The sequence below is a fragment of the Bacillus sp. FSL E2-8887 genome, from assembly GCF_038007205.1.
Taxonomy (GTDB): domain Bacteria; phylum Bacillota; class Bacilli; order Bacillales; family Bacillaceae_G; genus Bacillus_A; species Bacillus_A mycoides.
Genome location: NZ_JBBOWS010000001.1, coordinates 3,343,115 through 3,360,998 on the forward strand (window position 1 = coordinate 3,343,115; position 17,884 = coordinate 3,360,998).

The window sequence follows — 17,884 nt, forward strand, 5'->3', positions numbered from 1 at the left end:
GATCTACCTCCTTGAGAATATAGTGAACTTTTAATCCATGCTTTTTCAGCTCTACTAATCATGAATGGAATGAATCAAGCCTTTTTGGAAATAAGTTCATTTCGTCTATTTTATGTTTATGCTAATTGTGACCGAATTGTGACAACTTTTTGTCTATTTAGACGAAAAGTTGAAACAAAACTTTCAAAAAGGACAATTCTACTTATAAAAAAGGTTATGGAATGTTTCATCCATAACCTTTTTTCAGCCCTATTCTACAACTCATCCACCGTACTTCATGTGATTTTTGTAGAGTTATTTTATTTTTATTCATCGCCATCAAAACAAAATCTTGAAAAAACTTCCCACACGAGTTCATTTCTACTACTTACCCCAGTCTTTTCAAAAATGGATTTTAAATGATCTTGTACCGTGTATATAGATATACAAAGTTCATGGGCCAATTCCTTTGTCGACATACCTGTAAGAATTTTACGTATTACTTGCTTCTCACGTGTTGTAAAACTATACACTTCCGTAATAAGCGGAAAGATTTCTTCCGGTCTTGCTCTTTCGAATAGAACAACATAACCACCCTGAAAACTACTTGTACGTTCTAACTTACTGGCCCGAATGATTAAAAAATGTCCATAGGCTAAAGGTATACAAACTTTTTCTTCTCTATTCATACAACCTACATTATATTCGTTAGCCTTTACTTTCGAACAAACCGCACGTATTGGCCTTGGTATTTCTTTTATATTTAACTGTTCATACTTTCTAAAATTTGAGAGCCAATCGCTGCCATCTTGATTCCAATATAATAAATTAAAATCCTCACTTAATATAATCGTACCTGTCCCTATTACCTTCTCTTCTGAAAAAGGTTTAGGAAATGCCTTTTTTAAAGCCTCTCCAGCAATCGGGACTATAGTTGCCAAATACTTACAATTATCTATATGAAAAGCGGGACTTGTACTCCCTCGAAATAAACTAAGATGCCCAAAACAGTTCCCCTTACTCATACAAACGCCCCTTAATTCATCTCCAAAACTTGCTGGTTTTAAAATATTTCGGTATCTAGAGCTTTTCTTTTGTTCACCATTTGTCACCATACTAAGAGAAGCAACATGAGGATAGTGTTCTGATAAATATTTAAATTTATTAAAATCATCTTCTAGAAATTCATTCATAAACAATTGTGGATGAATCTTTTCAACACTTTCATCCGTAAATGCCCCAGTAGATAAAAAAGAAATTGGGTCTATAGCTGTAAAACAAGCGGCGTCAAAATCAATGACTTTACGTATTAAGTGGAGAAATGACTCTTGAAATGTCCTTATAGAACTTATACGATTCGCTACCATTGTAATTTCTTTCGTTATTTTTTCATACATCCTCTTCCCCCCAGATTTACGGGATTGTTTCCCTTCATAATTTCATTCCATAATAAACCTATAACACACATACTTAGGAGGTTAAAAATGAATTGGAATGATACTACCGTAAATTCATATGAACAAAGAATTCCATGTAAAATCCCAGGCTACTACAACCTATATGAAATGATGAATCATTTCTTGTTTACTACACTCCCTAAAGAAAATATGAATCCAAATTTTCTAGTTATAGGTGCTGGTGGTGGACAAGAAATTCTCTCAATAGGCAAACAAAATAGCAACTTATCTTTTACAGGTGTTGATCCATCTGAAAGCATGCTACAGCTAGCTAAAAAAAGAATTGAAAGCGAAGGCATACAAAATCAAATTCACTTTGTACATGGAACTGTCCATTCATTATTAACCAATCCATTATTTGACGCTGCTACTTGTATGCTTGTTCTTCATTTCATCCCAACTATTAAGGAGAAAAAAGAGCTTCTTAATGAAATTAGTAGTCGCTTAAAACCTGGTGCTCCATTCTTTCTCTCTACAATAAATGGTGTACCCCATACAAGTATGTTTTCTGCACAATTGAATGCTTGGCGCAACCACATGATGCAAAATCAAATTCCATTAGAAGATTGGAACCGATTTGAAAATTCTTTTGAAACAGAAATATTTCCTATTTCCGAAACGAATCTACTAGCTATCATGGAGGAATGTGGATTTACTCAAATCAATCGCTTTTTCACAAGCTTTTTAATTGATGGATACGTAGTAATAAAACAATAATGAAAAAAGGTAAGCAATTGCTTACCTTTTTTCATATACGTCTTCTACACTTGACTAATAAATCTCAATCCTTTACTTAAAGAAGTCGGCACAACAGATGCATGATTCTCCCCTTCAGCTTCATAAAACATAAATCTAAACTGATCGTGTTTTACTTGGAGAAGGCGCTCTGATAATTCGTTTGCACCTAAAACCATATGCTCTCGTTCCAATGACCCAACTGTAAGGAATACTCCCGTTTCAACCTTATTGTTTAATTCATTTATAAGATTCCTTTCTTTTTCAAGCACGGATTGGTTATTCCACCAAATAGATGGACTACTTATAAAATAATTTTGAAAGGCATTTACGTTTGTGAATAGTATATGTAAAGCAAATAGACCACCTAAAGAATGTCCAAATAACGTTTGCTTTCCTTTATCAATCTCAAATTCCTTTTCAATTTGTGGTTTCAATTCTTCTTCAATAAAAGTAAAGAAATTATGCGCTCCCCCTGTTTTAGGCCACGGTTTACCGTCCGGTTTTAACGGGGCATCTTTTGAAATTACGACAGGTGTAAGATCATAGCATCTTTCTTCTCCTGAAAATGCCCCTTCAATTGGATAACCAATACCTACTATAATAGCTGGTGAAACACCTGTTTTCTCTGCTCTAACTGATTGTATTTTAACCGCTTCATGGAATGTTTGAAAAAAGGCATTGCCATCTAATACGTATATAACAGGATATCCTGACTCTGGTGCTGGCTGCCTCGGCTTTGAAATATGAATTTGATATTCTTTACCTTCTAATTTTGAATACATTTTCCACTGTTCTGTATTAAATGTAATAATCTGCTGTTTTTCAATAGTAGTATTCATCTTATATCCCCCCTTCTTAACTCGTTACATATATTTCTACTTTCTCTTTTTGAGATACAACGCTATCGTAACCGAAACAAACAGGAGACCCATTATACGGATCAATCATGACACGTGCATCAATATGAAATACTTCTTTTAACACTTCATTTGTAATTATTTCTTCTGGGCTACCAGTTGTAACGATTTCCCCTTCCTTCATTGCAATAATTTCATCTGAAAACCTTGCTGCATGGTTAATATCATGTAATACCATAACGACCGTACAATTATGTTCTTTATTTAACTTCTCCACAATTTGTAATACATCTAATTGATGAGACATATCAAGATATGTAGTTGGCTCATCTAATAGCAACACTTCTGTCTCTTGTGCTAAAGCCATCGCTAGCCATACCTTCTGTCGTTGACCACCTGATAAATTTGCAATTTGTCTCGTTCTAAATTCAGAAGTTTTCGTTATTTCTAATGCCCAATCAATCATTTCTTTATCTTTTGAAGTTAACTTATTTACGTTATTTCGATGTGGATAGCGTCCATAAGAAATTAACTCTTCTACTTTAAGCTCTCCTGGTGCAATTGGAGTTTGCGGAAGTAAAGCTAACTGCTTCGCAATTTCTTTCGTTGGAATTGTATTTAAATCCTGTCCTTGCAAATATACTTTACCGCTCTTTTGCTTTAAGATTCTTCCCATTGTTTTTAACAATGTCGATTTACCGCACCCGTTTGGCCCTATAATTGTCGTTACTTTTCCTTCTTGTATTTCCACATTTAAATCGCGAAACACTGTAAGCTTTTCATAACTCGTCTCTAAATTTTTTGCACTTAAAATACTCACTTTTATTCCTCCTCTTACGCTTTCGCCTTATAAAGTAAATATAAGAAATACGGTACACCGACAATAGAAATAACGATTCCAACTGGTAACTCTACAGGTGTGAAAACTGTTTTTGCAATAAAGTCTGAAGCAATTACAAGGAACATTCCGATTACTCCGCACGTAGGAATTATATGCTTATGCTGAATACCGACAAGTCTTTTCGCTATATGCGGTGCCATTAGTCCAATGAAACCAATACTTCCTGAAACAGCAACACATGCGCTCACAAGTCCGATACTACTTAATAGTAAAATAGATTTCTCTCTTTCTACTGAAACACCTAGACTTGTAATACTCGTTTCTTCCAATTGAAATAAATCTAATAAATAAGCTTTCTTTTGTATAAGCGGAATTAATATGATAAGCCACGGCAACATAGCAACAATATACTTCCAGTTTGCACTATATATGCTTCCAGACACCCAAACTGCAGCCATCTCGAAATCAGTTGACTTCATTTTGAGCGATAAATACATAGAAAACGCTCCAAATCCAGATCCAATTGCAATCCCTGTTAATAAAAGACGTTGCGAGTCTAACTTACCGTTTTTCCAAGAAAACAGATAAATTATTATAGCGGCTCCTAGCCCACCGACTAAACCAAACATCGGCATCATCATAATAGAAACCCAGTCTGTGCTCTTTAATTGCCCTTGAAAGAAGAACATGAAAATTACGATGGCTGTACCTGCTCCGGCATTCACTCCTAAAATACCTGGGTCCGCCAATCCATTTCTCGTAATCCCTTGAATTACAGCACCCGCAACACCGAGGCCTAATCCTACTAATCCAGCAATTACAATGCGCGGAAGGCGAAACTCAAAAATAACTAAATCATGGTCTGGTACTGGATCTATTCTAAAGAGTGTTTTAAATACATCTGTAATCGTAATATCAAACGTACCATTCGTTAAACTAATATAAATAGCACATAATATTAAAAATATACTAATCCCCATTGTCATTCCAAAACGTTGACTTGAACTTTTAAGCATGTCTCTCTCCTCCTCTTGTACGGATTAAATAAAGGAAGAAAGGAATTCCAATTAAGGAAGTAACGACTCCAATTGGCGTTTCAAATGGATAGTTTACAAATCTACTTAAAATGTCACATAATGCTAAGAAAACTCCACCAATAACGCCTGCGCAAGGCAAAATCCACTTATAATCTACTCCAATTATAAAGCGCGTAATGTGTGGAATAATTAAACCTACAAAACCAACTTTCCCCACTAAAGCAACTGCTGTTCCTGTTAAAAAAATAACTGATAAAATTGCCATCGCTTTAACTAGTTTTGTACGCTGCCCTAGATTAATAGAAACTTCTTCTCCTAAAGAAAGAATGGTAATAGATTTTGATATTAACAGTGCTAAAATTATACCAATTATCCCAAATGGTATCGTGATTTTAATGATATTAGGGTCCACTTGATCTAACTTTGCATTAAACCAAAAACTAACATTTTGAGAAATTTGGAAATATGAAGCCATTGCAGCCGATACACTACTTAAAAATGTTCCAATAACTGTCCCTATAATTGCTAATCTAACTGGGGATAAGCCATTTTGAAGGAGTGAGCCAAAACCAAACACTATACCGGCTCCTAGTGCAGAGCCAATCATTGAACATAAAACCATACCAATCGATGACATTCCTGGAAGAAAAATCATACAAAGTGTAATAACAAAGGCTGCACCATCCGTCACACCCATAATAGAAGGGGATGCAAGATAGTTTCTTGTCATCCCCTGCATAAGTGCTCCTGATATGGCTAGAAATGCTCCGACTAAAAGAGCTGCAACTACCCTTGGTAAACGTGAAGTAATAATAATATTATGATTTACATCGCTTGAATCAAAATGAAATAAAGCATTCCACACTGTTTCAGCATCAATGTTTTTCGCCCCATATAAAACAGAAAGTATAACTGTAAATAAAATCAATATGGGTGCTATACATAAAATGGTTACTGGTACCGCATTCGTTTTCTGCATATCATTCAACGCACCTTACTTATTGTATTATTTAGATAAATTTTTCACTGCTTCTTTTAAGAATGCTGTTTTACTCCATGCTGTGCCACCTTGGGCCATTGGATCTACAACGTTTACAAATACTTTCTTTTCTTTCGCAGCATTCATACTTTGCCAAATTGGATTGCTTTCAATTTCTTCTAGCACTTTCGGGTTTTTATTTTCACTTGCCTCATATTGTAAGAAAACATAATCTGGGTTAAGTTCAGCAAGTTTTTCAAATGAAATTTTCTCTTGTGCTTTTACAGTTTTAAGTTGTTCTGGAGCAGTTAGTCCAAGATCTTTATAAATTACAGGGTTGAAGTATACTCCTTCTGGATATAGGAATAATTCATTTGCTCTTAGTCTAATTACAAGTACTTTTTTGTCTTTTAACTTATCTCCTAATTTTGCTTTTGCTTTTTCAGCGTCCGCATTGTAATCTTTAATAATTTTTTCTGCTTTATCTTTTTTACCAGTTAATTCTCCCATTAACTTTAAGTTATCTTCCCAATCTGTTGAAACGTGTGATACCGGGAACGTCGGAGCTACTTTCGTAAACTTTTCAGCTGTTTCTGCTGGGAATTTCGTACTAGATGTAATAACATCCGGTTTTAATTGAAGTAATGTTTCAAAATTAGGTTGCATTTTTTCACCCACAGATTTTGCACCCTCTAATTCTTTTTCAAGATACTTTGGTAATTTACCACCTACAGTAATTGCACCGACTGGTTTAATTCCAAGTACTGCTGCATCTTCCATTGACTCTAAACTAGCTGTCGCAATTTTATCTACTTTTGCTGGTACTGTATATTCTTTACCTAAATATGTAATTTTTCGTTTTTCATCTTTTTTTGTTTCCGTAGCTTTTGTCTGTTGCTTTTGTTCCCCTGAAGTTTTATCCGTACTATTACATGCTGCTAAACCTACACTTAAAACTGTAACCATCCCTAATGTAAATAACTTCTTGTTCATCTTTATATATCTCCTCTCAAAACTTGTAAATAGATTATTTTCATATGAAAACTTAACTACATGAAACTTGTCCCAAACATATATTTCATTAGATTAATAATTTTATCCGGAACTCATTCTCATTCACTTCCCCTAAACTATAATTCTTTTACACTTCATCCATCGATAACCTTTTTCATTGATAATGATTATCGTTACTAAGTATATATTTAATATGCAATTATTTCAAGAATGATTTGAAAAATTTTAACAAACTGAATTAAAAAGAAGTATCCGCCTATTATTAGCGAGATACTTCTTTTTTTAGAAATTTATATGTAATTCAACTGGACAATGGTCTGATCCCATTATTTCACTGTTAATTTTCGCATCGGTAATTTTATGTTTTATCCTTTCAGAAATCACAAAGTAGTCTAAACGCCAACCGATATTTTTCGCTCTTGCATCCATACGGTATGACCACCATGAGTACGCTCCTTCTTGATCAGGATAAAGATAGCGATACGTATCAATGAATCCCTCCTCTAAAACACATGTGAATTTCTCTCTTTCTTCATCCGAAAAACCAGGATTTTTCCGATTATTTTTCGGATTTTTTAAATCTACTTCTTTATGGGCAACATTTAAATCTCCACAAAAAATAACTGGTTTCTTTTCATCTAATCGCTTAATATAGGCCCTGAAATCATCTTCCCATTCCATTCTGTAATCTAAACGTTCTAATCCTCGTTTAGAATTTGGTGTATACAGCGTTATCATATAAAAATCATCAAATTCTAACGTAATAACTCGTCCTTCTTGATCATGCTCTTCAATCCCTAAACCATATGTAACAGAAATCGGTTCTTTTTTCGTGAAAATAGCCGTTCCTGAGTAGCCTTTTTTCACAGCATAATTCCAATATGTATAATATCCCTCGGGATTTAAATCAATTTGTCCACTTTGTAATTTAATTTCCTGTAAACAAAATATATCTGCATTAGATTCTTCTAGATATTCTAGAAATCCACCTTTTGCAATAACTGCTCGCAAACCATTTACATTCCATGAAATCAACTTCATCTATGTTCCTCCTCTTGATGTGCATTTTCAATTTTCATGCTAACACAAAATAGATACCCTATCATAGTTTCATCTTTGTAATCTTGCTCTTACATTCGTAAATACGTACATACGTACTTTATTCAGGTTATACTAATGCCAGAGGTGATGTTCTGTGCATAATGAAGAGTTCACAGTAACAAATGAGTATTGGCAAGCAATTATTCATAATGACTCCACATATGATGACAAATTCTTTTACGCTGTAAAATCAACCGGTATTTTTTGCCGACCATCATGTAAATCGAGAATACCGAATAAAAACAATGTACGTATTTTTCTTAAGGCAGAGCAAGCATTACATGAAAATTTTCGTCCGTGTAAACGTTGTAAACCAAACGGGCTAACTTTACCCAATGAAGAATGGGTAGAGCAAATTAAAGAATATATCCAAAAACATTATTGTGACGTGCTAACCCTCGACTTACTCGCAGAAATATGCCATGGTAGCCCTTATCATCTACAACGCACTTTCAAGAAAATTGTAGGGATTAGTCCAATAGAATATATACAGCAATTCAGAATTAAAAAAGCGGCAGAATACCTTTCACATACAAATCAATCCATTATGGAAATTAGTACTGATGTCGGGATAGAAAATCCGGAGTATTTCGCGACTTTATTTAAAAAGAAGACAGGATTTACCCCTACTGAATATCGAAAAAAGAACGGAATAAAAGAGGTATGAAATAATGAAACCACATGAAAATAAAACTATATATTGGACATTGCTTATTCATAAACATTGGCGTATGCATACTGCAGCTACTTCAAATGGATTATGCTTCATCGGATCGCAAAATGAAACTTTTGAAGAACTAAATACGTGGGCTAGCAAAAAACTGCCACAACATACATTCATCCAAAATCCAGATTATCTGCAAACATATACAAAAGAACTTATCGAGTATTTGGAAACCAAACTAGAAACCTTTACAATTCCTATCGATGTTTACGGAACTGCATTTCAATTAGCTGTTTGGAATACGGTACGTGAAATTCCTTATGGGGAGACACATTCTTATTCAGAGATTGCGGAAAGAATTCAAAAACCTAACGCTGTACGTGCAGTTGGGACTGCCGTTGGGGCAAATCCTCTGCTTATCACTATTCCTTGTCACCGCGTTATTGGGAAAAATGGTAAACTTACCGGTTTTAGAGGTGGTTTAGAAATGAAAAAAGAATTGCTCAAATTAGAAGCGCTTCGGGAGGAGTAAATATGACAGAGGATTGTAATGAAATATTGTCTTTAGTCGTTCCAAAAGAATTTAGTTTTCAAGAAAACTTACGCTATCTATCGCGTTCTAAAAATGAATGTATGTTTCATATTGAAAATAATAAAATCTATAAAGTCATTCCTGTTCAAAACATAAATCCATTAGTTGAAATTGGTTTTAATGCCGATAGTAATATTCAAATACGTTTTTTAGGAGAATCATATGTCTCTGAAAAATGGGCACACGATGCCGTATCTAACTATGTAAAAGAGTGGTTTGATTTAACTACTGATTTAGCTCCCTTCTATAAATTAGCTAAACACGACCCACTCCTTCAAAAACCCATTAAAGAATTTTACGGTCTTCGTACTTTGGGAATTCCGGATTTATTTGAAGCACTATGCTGGGGGATTCTAGGTCAACAAATCAACCTCACATATGCCTATACTCTAAAAAGAAGATTAGTCGAAAATTTTGGCGATTATGTAGATTGGAACGGTAGAAAACATTGGATATTCCCATCACCTGAAGTAATAGCAAATTTAGATGTAGAAGATCTCGCAACATTAAAAATGACTACAAGAAAGTGCGAATACTTAATTGACGTCGCGCAGCTCATTACAGAAGGTAAATTATCAAAAGAATCTCTATTACAAATACAAGATGTGAAGCAAGCTGAAAAACAATTAACTAGCATTCGCGGTATAGGGCCATGGACAGCTCACTATGTTTTGATGCGTTGTTTACGATTCCCTTCAGCTTTTCCAATTGATGATGTTGGTTTGCATAATACAATTAAATTTATAGCAGGTTCCGAAAAGAAACCGACTAAAAATGAAATAAAAGAATTTGCATCAAATTGGACAAATTGGGAGTCTTACGCGACTTTTTATTTGTGGCGGGTGCTATATTAAAATTTCCTAATAAAAAATAGATAGGGAAACCTATCTATTTTTTCACATGTAAAAACTTCACACATACTGGCTCTGGAACATTTACGTCCGTCTGTACAAGCGTTAGCTCCCCTGTCATTTCATCCCTAGCAAATAAAGTCAAAGTATTAGATCTTTCATTCGCTGCAATTAAAAATTTTTCATCAGGATCTAAAGAAAAATCACGTGGCCAATCACCTTCTGTCGATACTGTTTCAATAAAAGCGAGCTCTCCATTGTGCTCATTCACTCGGAAAACCGCGATACTATTATGTCCCCTATTTGCTGCGTAAACAAACTTGCCATCAGAAGAAATGTGAATTGCACTTCCGTAACTATCTTTTCTAAAATCTTCAGGTAATGTAGAAATGTATTGTTTTTCTTTAAAACTGCCACTCTTTGCATCATATTGAAGTACAATAATCTCTGAACTTAATTCTGTCATAACATATGCATACTGCGCACTTGGATGAAATATAAGATGCCTTGGACCACTACCATGTTTTACAGATAACCGTGTAACTTCTATTAGTTCTCCATCACTTTCTTTATATGTAATCACCTTGTCTATTCCTAAATCAACTGCTACTACATATTTTTCATCAGGAGTAAAATCTATATAATGAGCATGTGCCTTTTCTTGCCTTTCCTTATTTGGTCCTGACCCTTTATGTTCTACAATTACCGTAGCAGCATTTAAACTTCCATTATCCTTTTTCACTAAATAGGACTCTACTGTTCCTTTATGATAATTAGCTGCTACTACTATACTATTCTCCCGATTCACACTTACATAGCACGGCGATGCCCCTTCTAAAACTTGCATGCTAATCGAATTTAGATTACCGGATTTATTATGAATAGAAAAACTAGCAATTCCACCTAACCCATTATCTTTCACAACAGAATAAAGGTACTCGTTGTTATGACTAATCGTTACATATGTCGGACTTCCTATATGAGCTGCTAATTCAATCCCTTTAAGTTCTCCGATGTTCGTATCAAGTATAAATTTATAAATCCCCTTACTCTCTGCTTTGGTATATGTCCCTATATAACCATGAAACTGATTTTCACTCATAACATTTCCCCCTTTTACAAACGTCTTGTAACAAGTTTCACTTTGTATTTTTTACTATAGAAAAGAACCAAGTAGCACTTCATTACTACTTGGTTCTCTTTTTAAGCTTGTTCTTCAAATCGTCTTGCGATTTCTACAATTACTTGAACAGCTTTTTCCATAGTATCTACCGAAACATACTCAAATTTACCGTGATAGTTTTCACCACCAGTGAAAATATTTGGCGTTGGTAATCCCATATATGATAATTGCGATCCATCTGTTCCACCGCGAATTGGATGAATATTCGGTTCAATATTTAAACTTTTCATTGCCTCATACGCAATATCAACAATTTCTCTCACCGGTTCAATTTTTTCAAGCATATTATAATACTGATCATTCATCTCTAAAACGATTGCATCTTCGCCGTACTTCTCTTGCATGTTTTTCACAATATCTTTAATGTTATTTTTACGCGCTTCAAAATGATTACGATCAAAATCTCGAATAATATAGTAAGCTTTACTTTGCTCGACATCACCATTTAAAGAGAGTAAATGATAAAACCCTTCATATCCCTCTGTATATTCTGGCGCCTCTTCTACTGGCAACTGTCTATCGAATTCCATAGCGAGTTTACTTGCGTTACGCATTTTGTTTTTCGCTGTTCCAGGATGTGTATTTGTCCCTCTAAAAGTTAATTTGGCACTTGCAGCGTTAAAACTCTCATATTCTAAACCACCTAATGGACCTCCGTCCATTGTATAAGCAAACGATGCACCAAACGCTTCTACATCAAAATGCGATGGTCCACGGCCAATTTCTTCATCCGGTGTAAATGCTACTCTTATTTTTCCATGCTTAATTTGCGGATTATGTATTAAATAATTCATTGCGACCATGATTTCTGTAAGACCAGCTTTATCATCTGCTCCAAGAAGTGTTGTACCATCAGTTGTAATAATTGTATGTCCTTTATATGATGGTAATTCCGGGAACTGTTCAGGTGTTAACACAACATTTAATTCTTCATTTAACGTAATCGCATTACCATCAAAATTTTCATGAATTTGTGGTTTTACGTTTTTCCCTGTAAAATCTGTTGCTGTGTCTAAATGAGCTAAAAAGCCGATTACAGGAACATCCTTATCTGTATTAGCAGGCAGTGTTGCCATTACGTAACCTTTTTCATCCATCGTCACTTCTGATAACCCAATCTCTTTCAACTCTTCCACTAATAACTTACCAAACTCAATTTGCCCTGGTGTTGTAGGCACTGTATGACTTTCTTCATTTGATTGTGTATCAATCTTTACATATCTCGTAAATCTTTCAATAAGTTCTTGTTTCAAATTCGTTCACTCCTTTTATAGTTCTCTCTCTATTATAATCCTTATAACGAAATATTTTAACTTTTTTGACTATGAAAATATATATCCATTTACATTTTTAATAAATCATAAAAAGACATAACATTTGTACATTTAAATTCAAACATGTAATATACATCATTATATATTGGGAGGTTTTAAAGATGAGGCTAACTCTTTTTCGCTATTTTCTTTTTTTCCTAGGATTAATTTTTTTTGGACTTGGAAATGCTCTCGCAGTCAAAGTTAAATTCCTCGGTTTACATCCTTGGGAAGTTTTAAATATGGCTCTCTACCAACGATTTGGGTGGACAATTGGTACTTGGAGTGTCATATGTGGATTATGTCTCGTTCTTATCTCTTTACTAGTAGATCGAAAATATATAAACGTGGGCACATTTTTAAATGCACTACTTATCGGTCCTATTATGGACTTTTTCTTACAATCAAAAATCCTTCCAAACGCTAGTGATTATTTATGGATAAACTTACTCATTTTATTTTTTGGTATTGCAATTACAGGAATTGGGGGCGGCATGTACGTCGCAGCTGGCATTGGTGCTGGACCACGCGATGGATTCATGCTTACCATTTCTGACAAAACTGGGTTATCTATTAGCCGTGCTCGAATCATTGTAGAATGCTTTGTACTAGTCATTGGATTCATGCTAGGAGGTCCTGTTTTTATCGTAACTTTTCTATACACTTTTATTCAAAGTCCAATATTCCAGCATTCATTTAAGGTATTTCAAAAACTCTTACATACTTTAAATAACAAAAACAAAGAACGTATTAGTGAAAATATTTAAAACTCAACTTAATGCAAAAGAGTGTGTTTTAAAAGTAATTTTTAAAACACACTCCATATACCCCATTTCATTCTTCTCTCCATAATCTCTCTACATTCATTAATTGCTCTTCTTTAAATTCTAGCTTATATATATCCGGTTTGGATGTATTCATTAAAAATTCAAGTCCATATTGATTATCAAAATAGTTCATCATTAGTGTCATTACAAGCCCATGTGTACCAATTACAATTTTATGTCCTTGAAAATTCATTAATATTTCTTTTAACACTCTCACTACTCTTCGCTGACAATCCGCATATGACTCTCCATCTGTCAGTGCATATTCTGGATTAAAAAACATCTCCTTTACAAGTGGGTACACTTCCTTATCCGATATAATTTTATTTTCATTTGAAAACTTACACTCTTTAAGATCTTCATATACTAACATTTCTTTTTCATGGAGATTCGCTGACTCTTCTATCGTTAACATAGCCCTCTTATACGGACTTGAAATGAAAGTATTAATTCCCTCTGTTTCTAATATCTCAGTTATTCTTTGAGCATCTAAAATTCCCTTCTCAGTTAATCCACGTGTTCTTTCATTTCCTTCTAATTTTGGCGATTCACCATGCCTAACCATATAGATATATGTATTCATAATTCCTCCCTTTTCTATATCCCTCTTTAAAGACATGACTATCAACCCATAAGAATATACGTTCTTATTTCATATCTTTCCAGAACAAATTATCAAATGTTAATCTTCAGATAAATTCACAAAAAAGCTTCCCCTTGATTTTATCCCATTCAAGGAAGCTTATATATATTTTCTTTTACACTATCAAAACTCGAAACGTCTTTCTCCTCTAGTTTCGCCACACCTCATTCTTCTATTTTCATCAATACAATTCTCCAACCATCCGGATCTTCTATCGTTATCCCCTTTTCTTTCCAATACGGATTTTCTGGTTCTACTTCACCATACCCCATTGTATGCAGCCTTTTACTCACTTTTTTCATTTCACTATCTTCTCGCATGTAAAATACAAGTAAGTTATCTTTTGTTGGAGCTGGACATGGGCTCCCATCTATATATCTTGTAAATTCTAAATGATATTCTTCATCTGGTAGTCCAAACATGACGCCATCGTAACCTTCATGACCGTAAAATTCACCTATACGCTTTAAACCTAATCCTTTTTCATAGAATGCTATAACCTCTTCAAACTTATCTGTTGGACGTGCTATTCGAAACTTCACCCAATTTTTCATGCTTTTCCTCCCATACTAAAAACGTAATGAATGACTATATTTTATTGTATATACTTAAAACATTTTTGAAATCCCTCATTAGTATGAAAATAGATACATACAAAGGTGTTACTTACTAGCCTATAACAATCAAAAACTCACCTAGAAAGAAAATCCCATCATTTTATATGCAAATTTGCATCTCCACTTGCAAAGCACTAAAAAACCTTTAAAATATACTGGATGACTAAATATACAATTCCCATCTAAAATCTTGATACACTAAAAATCATTAAATGTAGTGTTTTTTCATTTTCAAGAATTATTGCACTCTTGTTTTTTTTCCTTATAAGCATGCTTTTTATAAGGAAATCTGATACAATCCTTAAGTAATATTATTATGTATAGATATTACGAATATAGTACATACTTAAAGAAGGTGATCTTTTTGAAATTAAATAAAAATTTACAGCTATGTATATTAATCACAACATTAATATGCTATTCAATCTATTTTATGTTTTTCTTTCTGTTCCCTACTAATTTTTCAAATTTCAATGTACGCTTCGCTTCACTCATCGTTGAAGTCATTACATTTATATCGCTAATTTACTCTATATACTCTAAAAAAGTTAGTTCAAATCCTTTTTGGATATGTATTACAATTGCAATTGGTAGTTTTTTATTAGGAAAAGTAGTATATACGTATCAAGATACCTTTTTCGAACTTCCAATACATCATTTTACTATTTCTGATGTATTTTACATGTTTTTTCTATTCTTCTGCCTTATCGCTTTCTGCTATAAGATCTTAAAAGAATGCACTAAATGGGAAAGAGCTTTCTTTATTTGTGATATATGTATAGTACTTACTTCCATATTCACATTAGAATGGTATTTATTTAATCAGCCAAATTTAAATATATTCTCACTTTCACTCGGAGATATTTTCCTTTCATTTCTATATCCAATTGCAGATCTATTATTTCTTCTACTAGGTGTTAGTCTCTTTTTCCGCCCAACAATTTTTAAGTCCAAGCGGAAAATTTATATCTTTATTTTTGTATTGATTAGTTCTGCAACTTTTAACTATATTTATTTTTACTTAAATACCCATTTATCAACTGACACTATAACATTTTTACGTCTTTTATATAGAATACCTATATTGCTTATCGCAATAGCTGGGTCTATTTCAGAAGATGATAATAGCCATAAAAATTATTTCATTGTAAACCCTATACTAGGAAAAAAAGTATTAGTCGTATTTCCCTATCTTGCTGTTGCAATACTAATCGGGTTTACATTAAAAGAACAAACATCGTCTTCAACTCTCATTACAGGAAATTGTATCGCTTTTGTTTTCGTACTTATTCGCCATTCTATTGTGCGTATGCAAAACGACACCCTAACAAAACGTTTACAAGTATTTAATGCTCAACTAGAAGAAAAAGTTACTTTAAGAACTTTTGATTTAGTCCATAAATCAGAGGCCCTATCTCAGAAACAACAAAAATTCAAATCATTATATGAATATCATCCTGATCCCATTTTTACGATTGATTTAAATGGAATATTCTTAAATGTAAATAAAGCAGGAAGCATACTACTTGGAGCACCAACGAACGAGTTACTTGGTGAGACATGTTTTTCTATTATTTTAGATGCAGATAAACATAAACTGATATCTGCATTAGAAAAAGTTAAACAACAAGAATCAGCATCCTTACAACTTAGTTCTCAATATAAAGATGGCTTTACTTATTTTTTATACGTTACCATCGTTCCTATTATGATAGATGGACAAATTTCAGGAAGCTATATTATGGTAAAGGATATTACCGCACTAAAAAAACAACAAGAAGAAATAAAATATTTAGCATTCCACGATACTGTAACGAAAATTGGGAACCGATCCTTTTTCCATAGGAAGTTAAGAAAATTTATAAAAAATGCTCAAACAACACAAAGTGAGTTTGCATTATTATATTTAGATTTAGATCGCTTTAAAGTAATTAACGATACACTTGGACATTCGTCAGGTGATTACATATTAGAAGAAGTAGCAAAACGTTTCCAATCATGTCTTCCATCACATACTCATCTGTCAAGAATCGGTGGTGATGAGTTTACAATCTTAATTGAAAACTATACTGACGAAGATTCCTTATTCGAGTTATGTAACCAATTATTTGAAAGCATGGAAAAGCCGTTTGTCATACATGAGCATAAATTAACTTTATCACTGAGTATCGGTATCTCCATTTATCCACATTCCGGAATCGATACCGCTACACTTCTGAAAAACGCTAATGTTGCAATGTATGATGCAAAGGCAAAAGAGCTTAACTCTGTCTCTATTTATGACGATGTAATCGCTAAAAAAATCGAAAGACGATTACGATTAGAAAAAGATTTACCAAACGCAATACAAAATGAAGAATTGTTCCTTTTGTATCAACCTCAAGTTGATAGTGAATCTAATAAAATTATCGGTGCAGAAGCTTTAATCAGGTGGAATCATCCTGAATTAGGTGTTATTTCTCCATACGAGTTTATTCCGATTGCAGAAGAAACACTACAAATTATTCCAATAGGAAAATGGACATTACAGCAGGCTTGTGAGCAAATGAAACGTTGGCACGCACTGGGATATTCGCATTTAAAAATAGGGGTAAATTTATCTGCTAAAGAATTTGAACAAGAAGGCTTTGTAAAATCTATTTCTTCTACTTTAGCAACTACAGGCTTACCAGCAAGTTCCCTTGATCTAGAATTAACAGAACGAATTGCAATGATGGATGAGAGAGAAACATTGATAAAACTGCGTACACTAAAAAGTTTAGGGATTCACATTTCAATCGACGACTTTGGTACAGGCTATTCTTCCCTAGCCTACTTACCTTTATATCCAATCGATACGTTAAAAATCCCAAGAGAATTTATTACAATGTCTGAAACGTGTGAAGATGGAATGGAAATCATTAAAACAATCATCACATTAGCAAATACATTAGGAATGTCTGTCATTGCTGAAGGCGTAGAAACGAAAGAACACGTAAATTTCCTTCAAAAAAATAAATGTCAGTTTATTCAAGGTTACTATTACAGTAAACCTATTTATGCCAATGCATTTACTAAGCTGTTAGAAAACGGTATTCGTCCATAGTAAATCAAAATGCCTATAACTCTATACGGAATGTAATCGTTATAGGTAATAATGAATTTGAACAACTATAGTAAAAAGGAAAGAAAATAATTTCTTTCCTTTTTTT

Annotated in this window: 17 protein-coding genes; 6 read left to right on the forward strand and 11 right to left on the reverse strand. The window is 33.6% G+C overall.

All coding sequences use genetic code 11. The features are described from left to right. Window positions 1-305: 305 nt before the first annotated feature. On the reverse strand, window positions 306-1,376 hold the full coding sequence (locus NSQ08_RS16965) for a helix-turn-helix transcriptional regulator (RefSeq protein ID WP_340777169.1): 1,071 nt from the start codon (window positions 1,374-1,376) through the stop codon (window positions 306-308). Window positions 1,377-1,463: 87 nt separating this feature from the next. On the opposite strand from NSQ08_RS16965, the gene NSQ08_RS16970 reads away from it, so the two are divergent. Then, on the forward strand, window positions 1,464-2,153 hold the full coding sequence (locus tag NSQ08_RS16970; RefSeq protein ID WP_340777173.1) for a class I SAM-dependent methyltransferase: 690 nt from the start codon (window positions 1,464-1,466) through the stop codon (window positions 2,151-2,153). A gap of 44 nt (window positions 2,154-2,197) precedes the next feature. Here NSQ08_RS16970 and NSQ08_RS16975 read toward each other — a convergent pair whose 3' ends face one another. The 6 genes from NSQ08_RS16975 to NSQ08_RS17000 form a co-directional block, all read right to left on the reverse strand. Further along, window positions 2,198-3,013: an alpha/beta hydrolase gene (locus tag NSQ08_RS16975; protein WP_340777176.1), complete on the reverse strand. Its 816-nt coding sequence runs from the start codon at window positions 3,011-3,013 to the stop codon at window positions 2,198-2,200. A gap of 16 nt (window positions 3,014-3,029) precedes the next feature. Then, on the reverse strand, window positions 3,030-3,851 hold the full coding sequence (locus tag NSQ08_RS16980) for an ABC transporter ATP-binding protein (protein ID WP_002142804.1): 822 nt from the start codon (window positions 3,849-3,851) through the stop codon (window positions 3,030-3,032). Window positions 3,852-3,865: 14 nt separating this feature from the next. Beyond that, on the reverse strand, window positions 3,866-4,888 hold the full coding sequence (locus NSQ08_RS16985; RefSeq protein ID WP_002142808.1) for a FecCD family ABC transporter permease: 1,023 nt from the start codon (window positions 4,886-4,888) through the stop codon (window positions 3,866-3,868). After that, window positions 4,881-5,888 (reverse strand): FecCD family ABC transporter permease, encoded by a 1,008-nt coding sequence (locus NSQ08_RS16990; RefSeq protein ID WP_002014660.1) that lies wholly within the window; start codon window positions 5,886-5,888, stop codon window positions 4,881-4,883. Before NSQ08_RS16990 ends, NSQ08_RS16985 begins: the two co-directional genes overlap by 8 nt. 27 nt (window positions 5,889-5,915) lie before the next feature. Next, the gene (locus tag NSQ08_RS16995; protein WP_002014659.1) at window positions 5,916-6,881 is read right to left on the reverse strand and encodes an iron-hydroxamate ABC transporter substrate-binding protein; all 966 of its coding nucleotides are present in this window, start codon (window positions 6,879-6,881) and stop codon (window positions 5,916-5,918) included. A 303-nt stretch (window positions 6,882-7,184) separates the two neighbouring features. After that, on the reverse strand, window positions 7,185-7,943 hold the full coding sequence (locus tag NSQ08_RS17000) for an exodeoxyribonuclease III (protein WP_340777184.1): 759 nt from the start codon (window positions 7,941-7,943) through the stop codon (window positions 7,185-7,187). A gap of 154 nt (window positions 7,944-8,097) precedes the next feature. On the opposite strand from NSQ08_RS17000, the gene NSQ08_RS17005 reads away from it, so the two are divergent. From NSQ08_RS17005 to NSQ08_RS17015, 3 genes are read left to right on the forward strand one after another with little or no spacing between them, the layout of a single operon-like run. Next, window positions 8,098-8,670, forward strand: coding sequence for a bifunctional transcriptional activator/DNA repair enzyme AdaA (locus NSQ08_RS17005; RefSeq protein ID WP_215590094.1), 573 nt, complete (start codon window positions 8,098-8,100; stop codon window positions 8,668-8,670). Window positions 8,671-8,674: 4 nt separating this feature from the next. Continuing rightward, entirely contained in the window at window positions 8,675-9,199 is a 525-nt protein-coding gene (locus NSQ08_RS17010) for a methylated-DNA--[protein]-cysteine S-methyltransferase (RefSeq protein ID WP_215590095.1), read from the forward strand. Window positions 9,200-9,201: 2 nt separating this feature from the next. Next, on the forward strand, window positions 9,202-10,113 hold the full coding sequence (locus NSQ08_RS17015) for a DNA-3-methyladenine glycosylase 2 (RefSeq protein WP_340777190.1): 912 nt from the start codon (window positions 9,202-9,204) through the stop codon (window positions 10,111-10,113). A gap of 34 nt (window positions 10,114-10,147) precedes the next feature. On the opposite strand, the gene NSQ08_RS17020 is transcribed toward NSQ08_RS17015, so the two are convergent. Further along, complete coding sequence (locus tag NSQ08_RS17020) at window positions 10,148-11,212, reverse strand: lactonase family protein (protein WP_340777193.1); 1,065 nt, start codon at window positions 11,210-11,212, stop codon at window positions 10,148-10,150. Between the two features lie 101 nt (window positions 11,213-11,313). Next, complete coding sequence (gene pepT / locus NSQ08_RS17025) at window positions 11,314-12,546, reverse strand: peptidase T (protein ID WP_012261523.1); 1,233 nt, start codon at window positions 12,544-12,546, stop codon at window positions 11,314-11,316. A 182-nt stretch (window positions 12,547-12,728) separates the two neighbouring features. Here pepT and NSQ08_RS17030 point away from each other — a divergent pair, with 182 nt between their 5' ends. Then, a complete protein-coding gene (locus NSQ08_RS17030) occupies window positions 12,729-13,373 on the forward strand; it encodes a YczE/YyaS/YitT family protein (protein WP_002190457.1) in 645 nt (214 codons plus the stop codon). 67 nt (window positions 13,374-13,440) lie between these two features. Here NSQ08_RS17030 and NSQ08_RS17035 read toward each other — a convergent pair whose 3' ends face one another. Both NSQ08_RS17035 and NSQ08_RS17040 read right to left on the reverse strand, forming a co-directional pair. Further along, window positions 13,441-14,016 carry a histidine phosphatase family protein gene (locus NSQ08_RS17035; protein ID WP_002142816.1) on the reverse strand — a complete coding sequence of 192 codons (576 nt, stop codon included), beginning with the start codon at window positions 14,014-14,016 and terminating at the stop codon, window positions 13,441-13,443. A gap of 224 nt (window positions 14,017-14,240) precedes the next feature. Then, window positions 14,241-14,630 carry a VOC family protein gene (locus tag NSQ08_RS17040; RefSeq protein WP_002014647.1) on the reverse strand — a complete coding sequence of 130 codons (390 nt, stop codon included), beginning with the start codon at window positions 14,628-14,630 and terminating at the stop codon, window positions 14,241-14,243. A 427-nt stretch (window positions 14,631-15,057) separates the two neighbouring features. Here NSQ08_RS17040 and NSQ08_RS17045 point away from each other — a divergent pair, with 427 nt between their 5' ends. Beyond that, the gene (locus tag NSQ08_RS17045) at window positions 15,058-17,778 is read left to right on the forward strand and encodes a putative bifunctional diguanylate cyclase/phosphodiesterase (RefSeq protein WP_340777203.1); all 2,721 of its coding nucleotides are present in this window, start codon (window positions 15,058-15,060) and stop codon (window positions 17,776-17,778) included. The last annotated feature ends 106 nt before the right edge of the window (window positions 17,779-17,884 follow it).

Excerpts from the sequence above, each read along its gene's own strand:
- NSQ08_RS16965 (WP_340777169.1), bottom strand. The coding sequence starts at position 1,376 with ATGTATGAAAAAATAACGAAAGAAATTACAATGGTAGCGAATCGTATA.
- NSQ08_RS16970 (WP_340777173.1), top strand. The coding sequence starts at position 1,464 with ATGAATTGGAATGATACTACCGTAAATTCATATGAACAAAGAATTCCA.
- NSQ08_RS16975 (WP_340777176.1), bottom strand. The coding sequence starts at position 3,013 with ATGAATACTACTATTGAAAAACAGCAGATTATTACATTTAATACAGAA.
- NSQ08_RS16985 (WP_002142808.1), bottom strand. The coding sequence starts at position 4,888 with ATGCTTAAAAGTTCAAGTCAACGTTTTGGAATGACAATGGGGATTAGT.
- NSQ08_RS16990 (WP_002014660.1), bottom strand. The coding sequence starts at position 5,888 with ATGCAGAAAACGAATGCGGTACCAGTAACCATTTTATGTATAGCACCC.
- NSQ08_RS16995 (WP_002014659.1), bottom strand. The coding sequence starts at position 6,881 with ATGAACAAGAAGTTATTTACATTAGGGATGGTTACAGTTTTAAGTGTA.
- NSQ08_RS17000 (WP_340777184.1), bottom strand. The coding sequence starts at position 7,943 with ATGAAGTTGATTTCATGGAATGTAAATGGTTTGCGAGCAGTTATTGCA.
- NSQ08_RS17010 (WP_215590095.1), top strand. The coding sequence starts at position 8,675 with ATGAAACCACATGAAAATAAAACTATATATTGGACATTGCTTATTCAT.
- NSQ08_RS17015 (WP_340777190.1), top strand. The coding sequence starts at position 9,202 with ATGACAGAGGATTGTAATGAAATATTGTCTTTAGTCGTTCCAAAAGAA.
- NSQ08_RS17020 (WP_340777193.1), bottom strand. The coding sequence starts at position 11,212 with ATGAGTGAAAATCAGTTTCATGGTTATATAGGGACATATACCAAAGCA.
- NSQ08_RS17030 (WP_002190457.1), top strand. The coding sequence starts at position 12,729 with ATGAGGCTAACTCTTTTTCGCTATTTTCTTTTTTTCCTAGGATTAATT.
- NSQ08_RS17035 (WP_002142816.1), bottom strand. The coding sequence starts at position 14,016 with ATGAATACATATATCTATATGGTTAGGCATGGTGAATCGCCAAAATTA.
- NSQ08_RS17040 (WP_002014647.1), bottom strand. The coding sequence starts at position 14,630 with ATGAAAAATTGGGTGAAGTTTCGAATAGCACGTCCAACAGATAAGTTT.